General features: G+C 63.3%; 14 protein-coding genes. 10 read left to right on the top strand and 4 right to left on the bottom strand.

Going from position 1 to position 14,174, the window contains the following annotated elements:
• Nucleotides 1–4 precede the first annotated feature (4 nt).
• The 5 genes from LB547_RS13630 (at nucleotide 5) to rarD (ending at nucleotide 4,739) form a co-directional block, all read left to right on the top strand.
• Nucleotides 5–496, top strand: a complete 492-nt coding sequence (locus LB547_RS13630) for a GFA family protein (protein ID WP_140494536.1) — start codon at nucleotides 5–7, stop codon at nucleotides 494–496.
• Nucleotides 493–969 (top strand): GFA family protein, encoded by a 477-nt coding sequence (locus LB547_RS13635; RefSeq protein WP_140494534.1) that lies wholly within the window; start codon nucleotides 493–495, stop codon nucleotides 967–969. The genes LB547_RS13630 and LB547_RS13635 overlap by 4 nt, the downstream gene beginning before the upstream one ends.
• Nucleotides 966–1,925, top strand: a complete 960-nt coding sequence (gene pip, locus LB547_RS13640; RefSeq protein WP_140764157.1) for a prolyl aminopeptidase — start codon at nucleotides 966–968, stop codon at nucleotides 1,923–1,925. Before LB547_RS13635 ends, pip begins: the two co-directional genes overlap by 4 nt.
• 187 nt (nucleotides 1,926–2,112) lie before the next feature.
• Complete coding sequence (gene cimA, locus LB547_RS13645; protein WP_140764160.1) at nucleotides 2,113–3,729, top strand: citramalate synthase; 1,617 nt, start codon at nucleotides 2,113–2,115, stop codon at nucleotides 3,727–3,729.
• Between the two features lie 83 nt (nucleotides 3,730–3,812).
• The gene (gene rarD / locus LB547_RS13650; RefSeq protein WP_140494526.1) at nucleotides 3,813–4,739 is read left to right on the top strand and encodes an EamA family transporter RarD; all 927 of its coding nucleotides are present in this window, start codon (nucleotides 3,813–3,815) and stop codon (nucleotides 4,737–4,739) included.
• On the opposite strand, the gene LB547_RS13655 is transcribed toward rarD, so the two are convergent.
• Together LB547_RS13655 and LB547_RS13660 are read right to left on the bottom strand one after the other, a co-directional pair.
• Nucleotides 4,717–5,715, bottom strand: coding sequence for a transporter (locus LB547_RS13655; RefSeq protein WP_140764163.1), 999 nt, complete (start codon nucleotides 5,713–5,715; stop codon nucleotides 4,717–4,719). The two genes, rarD and LB547_RS13655, sit on opposite strands and share 23 nt — an antisense overlap.
• A 177-nt stretch (nucleotides 5,716–5,892) precedes the next feature.
• Nucleotides 5,893–6,183 (bottom strand): muconolactone Delta-isomerase family protein, encoded by a 291-nt coding sequence (locus LB547_RS13660; RefSeq protein WP_140555775.1) that lies wholly within the window; start codon nucleotides 6,181–6,183, stop codon nucleotides 5,893–5,895.
• Nucleotides 6,184–6,302: 119 nt separating this feature from the next.
• Here LB547_RS13660 and LB547_RS13665 point away from each other — a divergent pair, with 119 nt between their 5' ends.
• Entirely contained in the window at nucleotides 6,303–7,199 is an 897-nt protein-coding gene (locus tag LB547_RS13665; protein ID WP_140633388.1) for a LysR substrate-binding domain-containing protein, read from the top strand.
• Nucleotides 7,200–7,260: 61 nt separating this feature from the next.
• On the opposite strand, the gene LB547_RS13670 is transcribed toward LB547_RS13665, so the two are convergent.
• Nucleotides 7,261–7,872 (bottom strand): TIGR00730 family Rossman fold protein, encoded by a 612-nt coding sequence (locus LB547_RS13670; protein WP_140517827.1) that lies wholly within the window; start codon nucleotides 7,870–7,872, stop codon nucleotides 7,261–7,263.
• 128 nt (nucleotides 7,873–8,000) lie between these two features.
• On the opposite strand from LB547_RS13670, the gene LB547_RS13675 reads away from it, so the two are divergent.
• The 3 genes from LB547_RS13675 to LB547_RS13685 all read left to right on the top strand — a co-directional run bounded on the left by LB547_RS13675 (nucleotide 8,001) and on the right by LB547_RS13685 (nucleotide 11,746).
• The gene (locus tag LB547_RS13675) at nucleotides 8,001–9,368 is read left to right on the top strand and encodes a LysM peptidoglycan-binding domain-containing protein (RefSeq protein ID WP_140633390.1); all 1,368 of its coding nucleotides are present in this window, start codon (nucleotides 8,001–8,003) and stop codon (nucleotides 9,366–9,368) included.
• A 121-nt stretch (nucleotides 9,369–9,489) separates the two neighbouring features.
• Nucleotides 9,490–9,837 carry an ArsR/SmtB family transcription factor gene (locus LB547_RS13680; protein WP_140764381.1) on the top strand — a complete coding sequence of 116 codons (348 nt, stop codon included), beginning with the start codon at nucleotides 9,490–9,492 and terminating at the stop codon, nucleotides 9,835–9,837.
• 25 nt (nucleotides 9,838–9,862) lie between these two features.
• Nucleotides 9,863–11,746: an ABCB family ABC transporter ATP-binding protein/permease gene (locus LB547_RS13685; protein ID WP_140517829.1), complete on the top strand. Its 1,884-nt coding sequence runs from the start codon at nucleotides 9,863–9,865 to the stop codon at nucleotides 11,744–11,746.
• A 31-nt stretch (nucleotides 11,747–11,777) separates the two neighbouring features.
• Here LB547_RS13685 and LB547_RS13690 read toward each other — a convergent pair whose 3' ends face one another.
• Nucleotides 11,778–12,659 carry an SMP-30/gluconolactonase/LRE family protein gene (locus LB547_RS13690; protein WP_140764378.1) on the bottom strand — a complete coding sequence of 294 codons (882 nt, stop codon included), beginning with the start codon at nucleotides 12,657–12,659 and terminating at the stop codon, nucleotides 11,778–11,780.
• A gap of 246 nt (nucleotides 12,660–12,905) precedes the next feature.
• Here LB547_RS13690 and LB547_RS13695 point away from each other — a divergent pair, with 246 nt between their 5' ends.
• Nucleotides 12,906–14,162, top strand: a complete 1,257-nt coding sequence (locus LB547_RS13695; protein ID WP_181178056.1) for a DUF4375 domain-containing protein — start codon at nucleotides 12,906–12,908, stop codon at nucleotides 14,160–14,162.
• Nucleotides 14,163–14,174 lie beyond the last annotated feature (12 nt).

Genomic DNA, 14,174 nt, shown 5'->3' on the forward strand with positions numbered 1-14,174 from the left:
TGCCATGAGCCTCGACAACCGGCCGATCTACACCGGCGGCTGCCAGTGCGGCGCCGTGCGCTTTCGCGTCGAGGGCGCACTCGGCGATGCCTCGGTCTGCCATTGCCGCATGTGCCAGAAGGCGAGCGGCAATTTCTACCTTCCGCTGGTCTCGGTGCGCGGCGCCAAGGTGGACTGGACGCGCGGCGAGCCCAAGCGCTTCCGCTCGTCGAACGCTGCCTGGCGTGGGTTCTGCGCCGAATGCGGAACGCCGCTGACTTTCGAGGCGCCGGACGGCATGGCGCTGGCGATTGCCGCCTTCGACGCTCCGGCTGATATCGCGCCGACCATCCAATGGGGCACCGAGGCAAAGCTGCCTTACGTCGATTCCATTCCAGAATTGCCGGGCGAGGATACGATGGCGGATATGGGTTCGGCCCCCTATCTGGCAGAGCTTGTCTCCTACCAGCATCCCGACCACGACACCGAGCAATGGCCGCCGGAGAAAACATCATGAGCGAGACCATTCGAACCGGCGGCTGCCAGTGCGGCGCCGTGCGCTTCCGCATCAAAGGCAAGCTTGGACGCCCGTCCATCTGCCACTGTCGCATGTGCCAGAAACAGTTCGGTTCCTTTTTCGGCGCCCTGGTGACAGCGCCGAAGGACGGCGTCGAATGGACCCGTGAGGAGCCGAGCTATTTCCAGTCCTCGGTCAACATCGATCGCGGTTTCTGCGCCCGCTGCGGCACGCCGCTGACCTACCGCCAGCCCGGCGGCTTCGAGATCGCCATCGGCGCCTTCGACGATCGCTCCGACCTGGCGCCGCAGATCCAGGTCAATTACGCCGGGCGGCTGCCTTGGGTGGAGACGATCTTCGACCAGCCCGTCCACCAGGATCCAGACTATTACGCTAGGCAGGAGGAGATCATCTCCTTCCAGCATCCCGACCATGAAACGACGGACTGGCCGTCCAAAGGTTTGCAACTATGAGCTCTGAACTGCGCACGCTTTATCCCGAGATCGAAGCTTTCGAGAGCGGTATGCTCGACGTCGGCGACGGCCACCAGGTCTATTGGGAACGCTCCGGCACCAAAGGCGCCAAGCCGGCGGTATTCCTGCATGGCGGGCCGGGCGGCACCATCTCGCCAAAGCATCGGCGGCTGTTCGATCCCGATCTCTACGACGTCATCCTGTTCGACCAGCGCGGTTGCGGCAAGTCGACGCCGAATGCCTCGCTGGAGGCCAACACCACGTGGCACCTGGTCGCCGATATCGAGCGCTTGCGCGAAATGGCCGGCTTCGACAAATGGCTGGTCTTCGGCGGTTCCTGGGGTTCGACGCTGGCGCTCGCCTACGCCGAGACGCACCCGCAACGCGTCAGTGAGCTCGTCGTACGGGGCATCTATACGCTGACCCGCCCCGAACTCGAATGGTACTATCAGTTCGGCGTCTCCGAGATGTTTCCCGACAAGTGGGAGCGCTTCCTGGCGCCGATCCCCGAGGCCGAGCGCGGCGACCTGATGGCCGCCTATCGCAAGCGGCTGGTGGGGTCCGACAGAAACGCGCAGATCGAGGCGGCCCGCGCCTGGAGCCTGTGGGAAGGCGAGACGATCACGCTTTTGCCCGAGCCGGAGACCAGCGGACCGTTTGGTGAGGACGACTACGCCGTCGCCTTCGCCCGCATAGAGAACCACTACTTCGTCCATGCCGGTTGGCTGGAGGAGGGACAGTTGCTGCGCGATGCCTGGAAGTTGAAGGACATTCCCGGCACCATCGTCCACGGCCGCTACGACATGCCGTGCCCGGCACGCTACGCCTGGGCGCTGCACAAGGCCTGGCCGAAGGCGGATTTTCACCTGATCGAGGGTGCCGGCCATGCCTATTCCGAGCCGGGTATCTTGGACCGGCTGATCCGGGCTACGGATGGGTTTGTGGGGAAAAACTGATGTCGGCGCTCACCCCCCTCTGGCCTGCCGGCCATCTCCCCCTCAAGGGGGGAGATTGGCCATCACCCGGGGTTTCGCAAATTTTCAGCGCCGCAGGTGATGGCGGGACATTCGAACTGCCGATCTCCCCCCTTGAGGGGGAGATGTCCGGTAGGACAGAGGGGGGCGTTCAAGCGCCCACAGGACGATGAAAAAGCAACGCCTCTACCTCTTCGACACAACACTTCGCGATGGCCAGCAGACGCCCGGTATCGACTTCTCGGTCGAGGACAAGATCGCCATCGCCAAGCTGCTCGACGAATTCGGCCTCGACTATGTCGAGGGCGGTTACCCCGGCGCCAACCCGACCGACACGGCCTTCTTTAGGGAGAAGCGCACCGCGCAGGCAAAGTTCGTCGCCTTCGGCATGACCAAGCGGGCGGGGGTGTCGGCTTCCAACGATCCTGGGCTTGCCGCACTCGTCCAGTCGCGGTCGGACGCCATCTGCTTTGTCGCCAAGAGCTGGGACTATCATGTCCGTGTGGCGCTCGGCTGCACCAATGAGGAGAATCTGGAGTCCATCAAGGCCTCGGTGGAAGCCGCCATTGCCGCGGGGAAGGAGGCGATGGTCGATTGCGAGCATTTCTTCGACGGGTTCAAGGCCAATTCGGATTATGCGCTGGCGTGCGCCAAGACCGCTTATGATGCCGGCGCGCGCTGGGTGGTGCTGTGCGACACCAATGGCGGCACGCAGCCCTCGGAACTACGCGCAACCGTCGAAAGGGTCGTCGCCGCGGGCATTCCCGGCGACCATCTCGGCATCCATGCCCATGACGACACCGGCCAGGCGGTGGCGAATTCGCTGGCCGCGGTCGAAGCGGGCGTGCGCCAGATCCAGGGCACGCTGAACGGCATTGGCGAACGCTGCGGCAACGCCAATCTGATCTCCATCGTGCCGACGCTGGCGTTGAAGCCGGCCTTCGCCGACCGTTTCGAGACGGGGATTTCCGCCGAGGCGCTTACCGGCATTTCGCGCTTGTCGCGCGCCTTCGACGAACTCTTGAACCGCGCTCCGGAGGCGCAGGCGCCCTATGTCGGCACTTCCGCCTTCGCCACCAAGGCCGGCATCCACGCTTCGGCGCTCGCCAAGGAACCTGCGACCTACGAGCATGTGCCGCCGGAAGCGGTTGGCAACCGCCGCCGCGTCATGGTTTCCGACCAGGGCGGCAAGGCCAATTTCCTGGCCGAGCTGAAGCGGCGCGGCATCGATGTGCCGAAGGACGATCACCGGCTCGACGCATTGATATCGGTGGTCAAGGAGCGTGAGGCCTCCGGCTATGCCTATGAGGGCGCCGACGCCTCCTTCGAACTCCTGGCACGCAAGATGCTGCACGGCTTGCCCGAGTTCTTCCACGTCACCTCGTTCCGTTGCATGATCGAACGCCGCTTCGATGCCAATGGCCAGTTGAAGACGGTGTCGGAAGCGGTGGTCAAGGTGCTGGTCGAGGGCGAGGAGAAGATGTCGGTGGCCGAGGGGCACGGCCCCGTCAATGCGCTCGACATCGCACTGCGCAAGGATCTCGGCAAATACCAGGGCGAAATCGTCGATCTGGAACTCGCCGACTTCAAGGTGCGTATCCTCAATGGCGGCACCGAGGCGATCACTCGCGTTCTGATCGAATCGCATGATGCGACAGGTGCCCGCTGGTGGACGGTCGGCGTTTCCGAAAACATCATCGACGCCTCGTTCCAGGCGCTGATGGATTCCATCATCTACAAGCTGATGAAGAACCGGGACATGGCGGGTCTGGTGGCGGCGGAGTAAGTTTGAACCATCAGCGAAAGTCCATTGATCCATCAGAACTTTGCGATGGTCTTGCCAAGGTTACTGGGCCATAGCGTTGGGCCATGGCCGCTGAAGCAATTACCCAGGACGCAGTTTCAAAAGCCCGCCGCGGCTTCCTGCTGGCGCTGGGTGCCTATTTCTTGTGGGGTTTGCTGCCTTTCTACATGAAAGCGGTTGCGCACCTGCCGCTTGCCGAGGTGATTGCCCACCGCATCGTCTGGTCGGTGCCGATCGCCGCCGCGGTTCTGGTCTGGGCCGGCCGCACGGCGGATTTCAAGGCGGCAATCCGTTCGCCCCGCACGATCGCCATGGCGGCGCTGACGGCGGCGCTGATCTCGGTCAATTGGGGCGTCTACGTCTGGGCGATCGCCGTCGACCGCACCGTAGAAACCGCCCTTGGCTATTACATCAATCCCCTGGTCAGCGTCGTGGTCGGCGCCCTGCTGCTGGGCGAGCGGCTCGATCGGCTGCAGATCGCGGCCGTGGTGCTTGCGGCGATCGCGGTCGCCGTGCTGACGATCGAGGCTGGCAAGTTGCCATGGGTATCGCTGGCGCTGGCCTTTTCCTTCGCCGCCTACGGTTTTTTCCGCAAGACGCTGCCGATCGGCCCCAGCCAGGGTTTTCTGCTCGAAGTGCTTCTGTTGTCGGTGCCGGCCTTGGGTTATATCGCCTGGCTGATCGCCACCGGACAGGACCATTTCGTTTCCGGCAACGGCGTCGATGCGGCGTTGCTGGCCGGTTGCGGGCCGGTGACCGCGGTGCCGCTGCTGCTGTTCGCATTCGGCGCCAGGCTTTTGCGTCTCTCCACCATTGGCATCATGCAATATATTGCGCCGACCATTGTGTTCCTGATCGCCGTGCTGATCTTCAAAGAGCCGTTCGACACCACCCAGGCTGTCGCCTTTGCCCTGATCTGGGCGGCGCTGGCCATGTATTCCTGGTCGATGCTGGCGACGGCGCGCCGGGCTACATCTGCCCGAGCCGCCTGACGAAGAGATAGGTCGCTCCGGCGATCAGCATCGAAACCGCAGTCACCACCCAGAAGCCTATCGGCGTGTTGACCAGCGGCAAGCCGCCGACATTCATGCCGAACAGGCCCGAGATGATCGTCATTGGCAACAGCACTGCGGTCATCACCGACAGCACGTAGAGCAGCCGGTTCGACTGCGTCGTCAGCTTGGCCATCAGCTCGTCCTGCAACAGCCTGGCGCGCGCCTGCAACTGCTCGCCATCATAGTGCAGCGTCTGCGCGCGGTGCGAAAGCCGTGCTGCCATGTCGTTGATCGAATCGGACAGGTCGTTGCGGTGCGAATGGTCGAGATGGCGAAACAGATTGGTCAGGGTCGCCATCTGCCGGTGGATCACCACCAGGTGCCGGCGCGCATCGACGAGCGCCTGCCGCTCATTGTGCCATGCGTCGCAGACGATGCGGTCCTCGATGCCGTCGAGACTGTCGCCAAGTGCAGCGAGTTCCACCGCCATGCCGTCGAACGACTGGCCCACGACCGCCTCGATCAGCTCGGCCGGCGAGCGAAACTTGCGCGAGCCGTTCTCGATCGCCTTGCGGATATTGTCGACCGACTGCAAGGGCTGCTTGCGGGCGCCGACCAGCATGGTGTCGTTGAGGGCGAAACGGAAATGGCCGAGCCCGCCGGCTTCCGCCGAATAGTCGTGACGCAGGTCCGGCAGGTCGCCGTAGAGCCAGTCATCCTCGAGGTCGATGTGGCAGCCATGGCTGGCGGACAGGAAGGCCTCGCGCACTGGCGCCGGCAGGGCCTGTTCGGCGGCGATCTCGTGGCGTGCGCGCATGTCGGAAAGCTGGTAGCTGCGCCACGTCCAATGCGCGCCGGCGGCATCCTTGGTGCGCAGGCCGTCGGCGGTGAAATGATAGATGAAGAACAGCCCATGCTCGTCTGGCAGGTAGGGCGACAGGTCGGCGCCTTCCGGGGCGAGAGCAGTATCCATGGTGTAGTGCCGGATGCATATTTCGAGCATCGCACCGCTTGGCGGCGCGTGATTGCAACATCTAGCATGGGCGGCGGGGTTTCGTGTGACGGTTCCTTGACAGCCGATCACACTCTCTTGAGCGGCCGCGGCAGTGCGGCGGCGCCTTTCGCCGCCACCGCATTGCGACTGCCACACTTAGCGCTTCGGACCGAAACCGGGATAAGGGTTCAGCGGCACGATTGCGGCAATGTCCATCATGCCGGCCTTGACCAGCGGCAAGCTGCCGAGATGACTGCGCACGTCGGCATCGCTGGCCGCCTCGAACATCATGCCGCTCCCGGGAATGTCGCCACGGTTCCAGACCTGGCGAACCGCGCCCTGGGCATAGAGCGTGCGCCGCTGCTCGGCCTCGCCGGGCAGCAGCGGCGCGAAATCGGCATCGGTAAACTTTTCGGTGTTGCGGGTGAGAAGGGCAAAGAACTGCATGTCGGTCTCCTGTTTGTCAGCGGTTGATGACAGCAGGTATCGCGCTGGGTGGTCAGACTGTCAAAGACCGATTAGGCTAAAGTTGAGACCTTTGGGGACTGGATGCCGCGAAGCAAAAAATGTTCGACTTGCGCCAGATCAGATATTTCGTCGCAGTCGCGGAAACCGGCAATGTCGGTCGCGCCGCCGAACTGCTGCATATTTCGCAGTCGCCGCTGAGCCGGCAGATCATGCAGCTTGAACAGCAGCTTGGCGTGATCCTGTTCGAACGGGTAAAACAGCGCGTCCATCTCAATGCCGAAGGCCGCGCCTTTCTCGCCGAGGCCCGCGCGCTGCTGTCGAACGCGCGCCGGCTGGAGGAACTTGGTCGAAACCTTGCCAGCGGGTCTGTCGGGCGTCTTGCCATCGGTTATGTCGAAGGCGCCGTGCATTCCGGGCTTGTCGCCGCGATGCTGCGCCAATTCCGCCGCGACCGGCCGGATTTTCATCTCCAGTTGAGAAGCCTGCGCTCGGCGGCGCAGATCGAGGAACTGCGGCAGCGGTCGTTGGATCTGGGCCTGGTCTATTCGCCGCCCGCCGCAGACGATCCCGATATCGCCAGCACGCCGCTGCGCCACGAGCCGCTGGTGCTGGCGATGCCCGAAGACGATCCGCTCGCCGAAGTGGCCGATATCCAGCCGCACTATCTCGACGGCCGCGTCTGGATCACCGTCGTGCGCCAGCCCGACGACACCAATCGCGGCCAGTTCCTGGCCGCCTGCGCCAAGGCGGGTTTCCTGCCCGATATCGCCTATGAGACGGCGGACCCGTTGACCTCGCTCGGCCTTGTCAGCGCCGGGCTCGGCCTTGCCACCGTGCAGGCGAGCCTGCGCACCGCATCGCCGGCCGGGATCCTGTTTCGGGACCTGCCATGGTTCGAGCGCAAGGTCTCGATCCATCTCGCCTGGCGGCGCCAGGATCGGCGGGCGGTAATCGATGATCTGCGGCTGGCCGGCAGTAGGGCAGTAGGGCAGTAGGGCAGTAGGGCAGTAGGGCAGTAGGGCAGTAGGGCAGTAGGTTCTGTCTTCAGCTACTGCCTTACATCTTGTCTATCACCGACTGCACGCCCTCCGTCGGCGCATCGACCGAGGAGCCTGCCACCATGATGGCGGCGACGATTGCCTCGGGGTCATTGACGACCAGCGGCTTGACCCGCTGTGCGGTGTGAATGAAGCCTTCGGTTGCCATATGGTCGATAAGCGCCAGCATCGGATCCCAGAATCCGCCGACATTGCCGAAGACGATCGGCTTTCGGTGATGGCCAAGTTGCGCCCAGGTCATGACCTCGACGATCTCCTCGACTGTGCCGATGCCGCCCGGCAGCGCCACAAAGGCGTCGGATTTCTCGAACATCTTATGTTTGCGCTCGTGCATGTTTTCGGTGATCACGAGCTCGTCGAGCCGGTCTAGCGCGGTTTCGGTTGCTTCCCTGTTGATCAGGAAGCGGGGAATGATGCCGGTGACCTTGCCGCCGGCCTTGAGCGCGCCTTCAGCGACGGCGCCCATGATACCTTTGGTGCCGCCGCCATAGATCAGCCTGAGGCCGGAGCGCGCAAGCGATCGCCCGAGCAGGTGACCAGCCTTGACATAGGTTTCATCACGGCCCGGAGACGAGCCGCAATACACGCAGACGGATCGAATCGTATTCATGCCGATGATTGGTGATTGGGTCTGAAAGCGCGGTCAAGCCCTAAGGGCCGAGAAGTCCGGGCTTTTTCTTGTCGGTGATGGTAAAACAGGCTAGACCGGCGTTAGGTGGCTAAGGGGCAGGGAAGTAGATGGCGATCAATCCGTTGAAGGCGTTTCTGTTCGCGGCGGGTGGGACCGTTGCGGTCGCGGGAACCGCCTATGTGTCGGGCGCGCTCGACCCATATTTCAATCGCACGCCGCCGGCGGACGTCGCGGCGCAGGCTCCGCCTGTGGCGCCGAAGCCGGCCAATCCGGGCACGGAAGCGCGGCTGCCGCAGGCTGCGGCACCGTCCGCTCCCACCTCTGAGGCAACCGCGCCTGCCGTCGCGGGTCCGATCGCCCCGACCTTCGACGTGGTGCGCGTTGAAGGCGATGGTTCGATCGTCGTCGCCGGCAATGCCGCGCCCAATTCAAAGGTCGAGATCCTCAACGGTTCGACCGTGATCGGCTCGACGGTCGCCGGTCCGGATGGCGCCTTCGTCATCGTGCTCGATGATCCGCTGAAGCCTGGTGACTATACGATTGCCTTGCGCTCCACCGCCGGCGATGTCGCGACCGCTTCCGCCCAGACGGCCGTCGTCTCCATTCCCGCCAATGCGAGCGGCCAGGTGCTGGCCATGGTCGAGGAACCGGGCAAGCCGGCCGAACTGCTGACCGTGCCCCAGCCGCAGACAACACCGGAAGCGCCTGCAGCCGCGGCTCCGGCGCCAGGCGCGTCCGCCGCCATCGAAGCAACGCCTGCGACTGCGGCGCCGACAACGCCGCCCGCGCCATCCGTGGCCGAACCCAAGATCGTTGTCGAAGCGGTCGAGATTGACGGCAGCAAGATCTTTGTCGCCGGCCTCGCCGACCCGGGCCGCAAGGTGCGCGCCTATGCCAACGACATCCTGCTTGGCGAAGCGCAGACATCGCCGAATGGCCATTTCCTGGTTGAGGCGAGGCGCGACGTACCGGTCGGCAGTTACACCATCCGTGTCGATGGCCTCGATGCCGACGGGGTGAAGGTGGTGGCCCGCGCCGCCGTACCGTTCGAGCGCGAACCGGGCGAGGCGGTCGCCGCCGTGGCGCCTGCTGGATCCAAGGCGGCCGATGCAAAGTCTGCCGAACCGTCGGCTGCCGCTGAAGCGCCCGCCAACCCGGCGGAACCGGCTCCGGCCGATGCAGTGGCCACGCCGCCTTCCGATGTGGCCGAGACTGTTTCACCTAAGCTCGAACATGCCAATGGCGCCGTGATCATCCGCCGCCACGATACGCTGTGGCGGATTTCGCGGCGCGTTTACGGTTATGGCATGCGCTACTCGACAATCTATCTCGCCAACCAGGACCAGATCCGCAATCCCGACCGCATCTGGCCGGGACAGGTGTTCAAGGTCCCGCCACGGTCTAAGGAAGGCGAGGCCGCCGACCTCAAGGCGATGGGTGACCAGATGACGACGCATTCGGCGAAGACGGAGTAGGCAAGCGTCAGCGGGGCGGCTGCAAGCCGTTCCGAAGCCGATCCTTCGCAGCCCTCCGCCTGCAATCTCCCCATCCGGCCAGCTTGCCTCGTCACTGTTCATCGTCTATCGCCGATGAACGATGACCGAATCCCTGCCTGAACCGGACCGCGCGACGAGCGCGCCAACCTCTTGCACCACCGACAGCCACTCCATCGCGGCCCGCTTCGCCGCGCTCTCGCACCCTGCGCGCATCGAGATCCTGAAACGCCTGTCCGCCAGCGGTTTCTGCTGCTGTCGGGACGTTGTCGACCATCTCGATCTCGCCCAGTCGACCGTCTCGCAGCATCTGAAGATCCTGGTCGAGGCGGGGCTGGTGCGCTTCGCGCCTGACCGCCAGCGCTCGCGCTACGAGGTGGACCAAGCCGCGCTTGCCGGCGTGTCGGCTTGGCTGAGCGCGCTCGTCGTTTCCTGCTCGACCAGCCGCTGACCCTCTCACCCAAAAGGCAAGAAAAGTGGCCGAAAAAACCGTCTCCGCCGATTCCCCGACCTTCAAGACGCTGCTTAACCTCTGGCCCTATATGTGGCCGGCGGATCGTGCCGATCTGCGCGCGCGCGTCACCTGGGCGACAATTCTGCTGGTGGTTGCCAAGCTGACATTGGTCGCGGGACCCTATTTCTTCAAATGGGCGACCGACGCCTTGGCCGGTGACGGCAGATCGACGCCGCCGCTGCCCGCCTTCCTGCTCGCCCCGGTCATGTTGGTTGTCGCCTACAATGTCGTGCGGCTCGTGCAACTCGGCTTCAACCAGTTGCGCGACGCGCTGTTTGCCCGCGTCGGCCAGTACGCTGTGCGCCAGCTTGCCTTCCGCACCTTCGTCCACATGCACCAGTTGTCCCTGCGCTTCCATCTCGAACGACGCACCGGCGGCCTGTCGCGCATCATCGAGCGCGGCACCAAGGGCATCGAGACGATCGTGCGCTTCATCATGCTCAACACGGCGCCGACCATCCTCGAATTCGCGCTGACCACGGGCATCTTCGCCTACACCTATGGCTGGAAATACGTAGCCGTGGTGGCGGTCACCGTCTGGCTCTATGTCTGGTTCACGGTTCGCGCCAGCGACTGGCGCATTTCGATCCGCCGCGACATGAACGACAGCGACACCGACGCCAACACCAAGGCGATCGACTCTCTGCTCAATTTCGAGACGGTCAAATATTTCAACAACGAGGCCATGGAGGCCGAGCGCTTCGACCGCTCCATGGCGCGCTACGAGATGTCGGCGACCAGGATCTGGACGTCGCTCGGCTGGCTGAATTTCGGCCAGGGCGTCATCTACGGGCTGGGCACGGTCATTGTCATGTGCATGTCCGCGCTCGAAGTGCAGCGCGGTACGCAGTCTGTCGGTGATTTCGTCTTCATCAACGCCATGCTGATGCAACTCTCGGTGCCGCTCAATTTCATCGGCTTCATCTACCGCGAGATTCGCCAGGGCCTCACCGATATCGAGCAGATGTTCGACCTGCTCGACGTGCCGCAGGAGATCGTCGACAAGCCCAGTGCCAGGCCGCTCGCGATCGAAGCCGGCAAGGTCGAATTCCGCGACGTGCATTTCTCCTATGATCCGAACCGCAAGATCCTGAAAGGCATCAGCTTCGAGGTGCCGGCCGGCAAGACGGTCGCCATCGTCGGTCCTTCGGGCGCGGGCAAGTCGACCATCTCGCGGCTGCTGTTCCGCTTCTACGACATCCAGTCGGGCCAGGTGCTGATCGACGGCCAGGATGTCAGGGAAGTGACGCAGGAGAGCCTGCGCGCGGCGATCGGCATGGTGCCTCAGGACACCGTGCTGTTCAACGACACCATCGCCTACAACATCCGCTACGGCCGCATCGGCGCCAGCGAGGAGGAGGTGCGCAAGGCGGCCGAACTCGCCCAGATCGGCCCCTTCATCGAACGGCTGCCCGAGGGTTACCGCTCGATGGTCGGCGAGCGTGGTCTGAAGCTTTCCGGCGGCGAGAAGCAGCGCGTGGCGATTGCCCGCACCATCCTCAAGGCGCCGCCGATCCTGATGCTCGACGAGGCGACCTCGGCGCTGGACAGCCATACCGAACAGGAGATCCAGGCCGCGCTCGACCTGGTCAGCCGGGGCCGCACCACCATCGTCATCGCCCACCGGCTGTCGACGGTGATCACGGCCGACGAAATCATCGTGCTCAAGGACGGCCAGATCGCCGAACGCGGTACACATGCCGATCTGATGCGCAAGCACGGGCTTTACGCCTCGATGTGGGACCGCCAGCGCGAGGCGACCGAAGCCGAGGAGCGTCTGCGCATCGCCCGCGAAAGCGACGAACTGGGTGTGGTGGTGCGCAGGCGCACGTCGGAGCTGTCGTAGCGGCGTTGGCTATCTCCGTCGCTTTCGCCAATCAGCGTGTGACCGAAAGGTAAGACGGCCATCCCGCGCCAGGCGAGGAAACAGCGACGCCCAGCACCTGACCAGTGCGGGCGTCGCTTGTCATGTGGTCGAAGCCGCGCCACTCGGCTGCGGTGATGAACAGCGTCCTGCCGTCGACACCGCCCAGCATGCAGGCGAAGCAGCCGCGATCGGCGGTCACGGTCTGCATCACTTCACCGCCTTCGCGTACCTGCGCACAGCGCTTGTTGGGAACATCCGCGTACCAGACCGCCCCTTCGGCATCGAGGCAGATGCCATCGGGATAGCCGTCGACATCGGCCCACACCCGCCGATTAGCCAGAGTGCCGTCGGCGGCTATGTCGAAGGCGGTCAGCCGGTTGGAGTGGGACTCGGCAATGATCAGCGTCCTGTTGTCCGGGGTCACAGCCATGCCATTGGCAAACGCGATATTCCCAGCCACTTGCATGGCCGTCCCGTCCGGCGTGATCAGCACGATCGTGCCCGGGCCGAAATGCTGGCCGGGTGCCGGCGCCGGGCCGCCGCCATTGACATAGATATTGCCGCGCCCATCGACGACGATCTCGTTCCAGGGGCTTTTCGAAAGGTCGCGCAGATCGGCATGGGTGACGAGCCTGCCATCCACCTCCTGCCTTAGCAGCAGGCCTTCGCGGCCTGAAATCACGAGCAACCTGCCATCCGGCAGCCAGTCGATGGAGTAGGGCAGGACCGCTGGCACGGTGAGCATCACCCTGCTCTTGCCCTCGTCGCTCACGGCGACGATCTCTCCGGTACCCCAGTTGCAGAGCCACAGGCGTCCCTCATGCCAACGCGGCGATTCCCCGAAAGCGAGGCCCATGGTGATAATCTTGGCGTTCTCGGCAACGGATGACATTGCTGGCTCCTTGGCTGCGTGACCCACGTCACCGTTCCGAAGGCGTCGCGGGGCACTGTCCTGCCAAGGACGGGCGAGCGTATGGCTTGCCGACATTGCGGCCGACAATTCTGAAAGGCTAATACGCGATGGTGATCCCGCCAAATCTGCACATACCTGGATCTCTTTCAAATCTAAAAGCAGGTGATATTGTCACCTCGGGAACAACCAGCCGCGGTTGCTTTGCGGTCTATGAAAGCATTTTCGATGTTCGGATTTTTCTTTCGCAAGTCCAAAAAAACGTCTGAAAAACTCGCGCCGAATGCTGCCAGGTGGCCACAGGTCAGGCTGCCGCTGCCGGTTTTTGTGCGCCGTTCAACAGTAGACAAGGCAATCGATAGCCCCTCGGAACTCGTCTTCGCCGTTGAGATTTTCATCCATACCATGACTTATGAAGGGCTCTACCGATATCCGGAGATCAGCCCGAGGGCGATGCAGGTTTCCCACGCAAACTCGTACTCGGCTGAGGTGAAGAATGGCGGGCACAGTCAATTCATCTACAATGGCGCAGAGGAAACCAACGCCATGATTACGAACGCCCGAGTTGGACTCGCTGCTAGCGGTGCGAGCGGCCAATTGGCGACTTTGGAAAAGATGTCCTCCTGGATTGCCGAGCATCCCGATGAGGCGGCCGAACAAACGGGCTTCGAGGGTGGTTGCGACGATTTTCTGGATGCGCTTGACGGTGAGTTCTACCACGCAGATGAGGCTGCACCGATGCAGGGTTTCTTGGCGCGCTGGATCGTCTCGTGGCCTGATCTACAGATTGTCGAAGATGACGACTACAGCGATGTTATACACGGTCTGGTGATGGCCAACCCGCAACGCGAAGCCAGGCTTCTTCACCGTTCGATTAGCAAGCTGGTGCGCCAGATGATCGGCTGGCGCGACGTTGGGGCCGGTCTCGCCTGCGCCAAGGTGTCTCCGCCTGAGGTCAGATTGGGCTTTGGCATGGCAAGAATGCTGGATGTCGGGGGTGAGATGCAGATGGTTTTCCAACTGCGTACCAGTGCGAAGGAGCCTCGGCTATGCGTTGCAACTGAGACGCACGCCGATATCTACGAATACATCGCGGCGGAAGACCCACCGGTCATACGCCCGGGTGAGAATTCTTTGGGAGCCATCGCTCCGCGAGTAGGCAACCGACTTGGCCACGCTGAAGGCTCGGAAATCAAAATGGTTGTCGAATTGGCTGAGCAGTATCATGCCCCGGCTGCTGTCGACCTTCTACTGCGCAAAGCCGGATTCGACCCGACGGACGCCATCGTTTCAGCGAACTCAATCGTGCAAACGGCGGAAGGCGTGGTCGTGAACTGGGTGGTGTTGGCGTCTGACCGGGCCTTCCTCTTGCTGTCTTCCTGGAATGGTAGTGTGCTCTTGCGTGGCAAAGATAACGAAAAGCTTGCCGACGCTACAATCCCGGAACTCGCCGAGCACTTTGATCGTTCCGCTGCTGCGGGCTAGCTCGTCCACCCT

Origin of the sequence: Mesorhizobium sp. B264B1B, assembly GCF_020165765.1 — a bacterium.
Classification (GTDB): domain Bacteria; phylum Pseudomonadota; class Alphaproteobacteria; order Rhizobiales; family Rhizobiaceae; genus Mesorhizobium.

Excerpts from the sequence above, each read along its gene's own strand:
- LB547_RS13630 (WP_140494536.1), top strand. The coding sequence starts at position 5 with ATGAGCCTCGACAACCGGCCGATCTACACCGGCGGCTGCCAGTGCGGC.
- LB547_RS13635 (WP_140494534.1), top strand. The coding sequence starts at position 493 with ATGAGCGAGACCATTCGAACCGGCGGCTGCCAGTGCGGCGCCGTGCGC.
- pip (WP_140764157.1), top strand. The coding sequence starts at position 966 with ATGAGCTCTGAACTGCGCACGCTTTATCCCGAGATCGAAGCTTTCGAG.
- cimA (WP_140764160.1), top strand. The coding sequence starts at position 2,113 with ATGAAAAAGCAACGCCTCTACCTCTTCGACACAACACTTCGCGATGGC.
- rarD (WP_140494526.1), top strand. The coding sequence starts at position 3,813 with ATGGCCGCTGAAGCAATTACCCAGGACGCAGTTTCAAAAGCCCGCCGC.
- LB547_RS13655 (WP_140764163.1), bottom strand. The coding sequence starts at position 5,715 with ATGGATACTGCTCTCGCCCCGGAAGGCGCCGACCTGTCGCCCTACCTG.
- LB547_RS13660 (WP_140555775.1), bottom strand. The coding sequence starts at position 6,183 with ATGCAGTTCTTTGCCCTTCTCACCCGCAACACCGAAAAGTTTACCGAT.
- LB547_RS13665 (WP_140633388.1), top strand. The coding sequence starts at position 6,303 with ATGTTCGACTTGCGCCAGATCAGATATTTCGTCGCAGTCGCGGAAACC.
- LB547_RS13670 (WP_140517827.1), bottom strand. The coding sequence starts at position 7,872 with ATGAATACGATTCGATCCGTCTGCGTGTATTGCGGCTCGTCTCCGGGC.
- LB547_RS13675 (WP_140633390.1), top strand. The coding sequence starts at position 8,001 with ATGGCGATCAATCCGTTGAAGGCGTTTCTGTTCGCGGCGGGTGGGACC.
- LB547_RS13680 (WP_140764381.1), top strand. The coding sequence starts at position 9,490 with ATGACCGAATCCCTGCCTGAACCGGACCGCGCGACGAGCGCGCCAACC.
- LB547_RS13690 (WP_140764378.1), bottom strand. The coding sequence starts at position 12,659 with ATGTCATCCGTTGCCGAGAACGCCAAGATTATCACCATGGGCCTCGCT.
- LB547_RS13695 (WP_181178056.1), top strand. The coding sequence starts at position 12,906 with ATGTTCGGATTTTTCTTTCGCAAGTCCAAAAAAACGTCTGAAAAACTC.